The organism is Nonomuraea sp. NPDC049028 (assembly GCF_043197735.1).
GTDB lineage: Bacteria > Actinomycetota > Actinomycetes > Streptosporangiales > Streptosporangiaceae > Nonomuraea.
In genome coordinates, this window is record NZ_JBICTR010000037.1 from 1,436 (window position 1) to 3,581 (window position 2,146).

General features: G+C 64.3%; 1 protein-coding gene and 2 pseudogenes. All 3 read right to left on the reverse strand.

The features are described 5' to 3' along the window. A partial coding sequence (locus ACGFJ2_RS59200; protein ID WP_393484288.1) for a hypothetical protein occupies positions 1-861 on the reverse strand: 861 nt, incomplete at its 3' end. 342 nt (positions 862-1,203) lie between these two features. After that, positions 1,204-1,785 (reverse strand): annotated as a pseudogene (locus ACGFJ2_RS59205) (TniQ family protein); the annotation flags it as partial. After that, positions 1,670-2,146 (reverse strand): annotated as a pseudogene (locus ACGFJ2_RS59210) (hypothetical protein); the annotation flags it as partial. The pseudogenes ACGFJ2_RS59205 and ACGFJ2_RS59210, both read right to left, overlap by 116 nt.

Consider the following 2,146-nt stretch of genomic DNA (forward strand, 5'->3'; position numbering starts at 1 on the left):
GACTGGCTGGACGGGGCCCGGGGTGGATGGGAGTTGGGCGACGATGGAATCCCATGTGTCCTGGTCAAGGGACCAGTGCCGGAGAGCGTCACGTCGGCGCTGATAGTTCACCTTGTTCGGCGCGGCCTCGATGATTTTCAGGATTCGTAGTACCGAGTCGTTGAATGCCTGCGGGTCCGGCGACTGTCTCGCCCAGGAGTGAACTGTTCCGGCTGCGGCATAGACGCTGCCGTGGCGCGAGCCGGACACGATGCCGAGGAACGCAGCGGCGTCTCCAAGCGAACCGCCAGAGATCATCTGGACAAGTCGGAGCATGACGGTGCGTCGTAAGAATGCGGGGTTGATCTTGCCCAGGTGGCGGAAGTGCTGGTCATACCAGGGTTTAGGCAGGAACGCTGGAATGTGTTCCAGCCTCAGCGTCGTCGCCGGATGGGTGGCGAGGCGTCGGCCGCGGGGTGTGCCCTCGCCTCGGCGAAAGCTCACGAGCAGTGGATCGCAAGCATCGTTCAGTCCATCGGAGCAGCGGGACCGCAGGCGCTGGATGAGATAGCCCCATGGGGTGTAGCGGGTTTGTCTTGTGCTTTCAGGCAGGAGTGGTCGCAGTTGGGCCCTGACTTCGGCGGGGCTGGGCAGACGGAGTATGTGATCGGCGATGGACAACAGGCCGGAGCAGGCCAGGCTGTCTCGTGGAGGTGTATCGAGTTGCCGCTGATCCGTCCGGGAATGCTGGTAGCGCTCACGAAGGGTTCCTATGACATGCTGCTGCTGCTCAACGTGGCGGTCGATTGCTTCAGCGATCGCAGGCGATGAGGCCATGTCCCGCAACACCGGCCAGGAGGCTGTCACGAGGAATGTGATCACACGCAGGTCGGTGAAGTAGCGGATGGGTCTCGTGGCTTGGCCACAAGCAAGGACGGTGCCGGGGCCATCGGGGCGGAGGAGATCGAGAAGGCGGCCCTGGAGATCCAGGAGAGCGGTGTTTGGGAGGACGGAGGGGACGTTGCTGGCGGTGTCGAGCCTGGCGCCGCAGAGCGGGGGGACGCGTACTCCCTGGCGGGGTGGAAGTCCCGCGGGATCCGCGCGGCACTGCGCAGGATGAGCCACCCGGTTGCCCATGTGCGGCAGAATCGTGCGAATGTGCCCTGGTTTCGTCCAGTGGACAGGATGTTGGCAGCTTGGGCAACGATCGGCGAGCAGCACCCGATGTCGGGTGCAGGCGAACACCACAGAGAGATACCAGGTCTTGCACCATGGGCCGCCATGAGCGTTCTGAATCGCTGAACCGTCGCCGGCCAGGCAAAGGGGGCAGTAACGCGTTGCGGGGGCGGACAGCCATGGGTCGGAGCCGACTCTGCTGTGTGCGCGGCGATCGATATAGGTGTCAGGCAGCAGGTAGCGGTCGCCAAGAGTGATGAGCGTGAGGTCGTGAGCTTCAGCCAGAGTGAGGCGAGTCGCAGCAGAGAAGGACGTCCGCGCCTCATCGGAGAGGCGGATCAGCAGAGGTAAGGGACCATGGTTGGAAAAGCGCTGCTCTGGTCCAGTGCGGTCAGGGTCGCGATTCTTGCCGGTGTGAGACTGAGGCGGTGGGCAAGCCGCAGGATGTAACCAGGGAGCGATTCCTGAGCCAGCGGGTCTAGGCTGCGGGGGAGCACAGATGCGGCTGTGGCGATCATCTCGATTCTCCAGCGGCTGCGGGTCCGTGATCGTCGAAGACCGTGTTGCGGGATCGTTTGCCCCGTCGGGTGGGCTGCGGGGGCAGCTCCGGAACTTCGCCCGCGGCGGGATCGCGTTCCGGGGAGCCGGGGAGTCGCAGGACAACGTTGTCGAGCAGGCTTTCGGTGAGTTTCTCATCACCGGTTTCGATGGCTTCGCGGCAGCCGTCTTCGAGAAGTCGTTCCAGCAAGCCGACCACTCCGTTGGTGCGCCGGTAAAGGTATTCGGGCATCGCGCCGTCGGAGAGCATGCCTGGGGTGGCGTTCATGAGGCGCAGATGCTGTTCGACTCCGATCAGGTGCGCGGTCCAGGCGGCGATCTGCTCGGAGGTGGAGTAGCGGAAGCGGTCGAGTTCGATCAGGTCGAAGCGGCGTTCGGTCTGGGTGGGCTCCAGTCCGTTGACCTTGACCTGCTGGGCGTAGGCGGAGGGCGG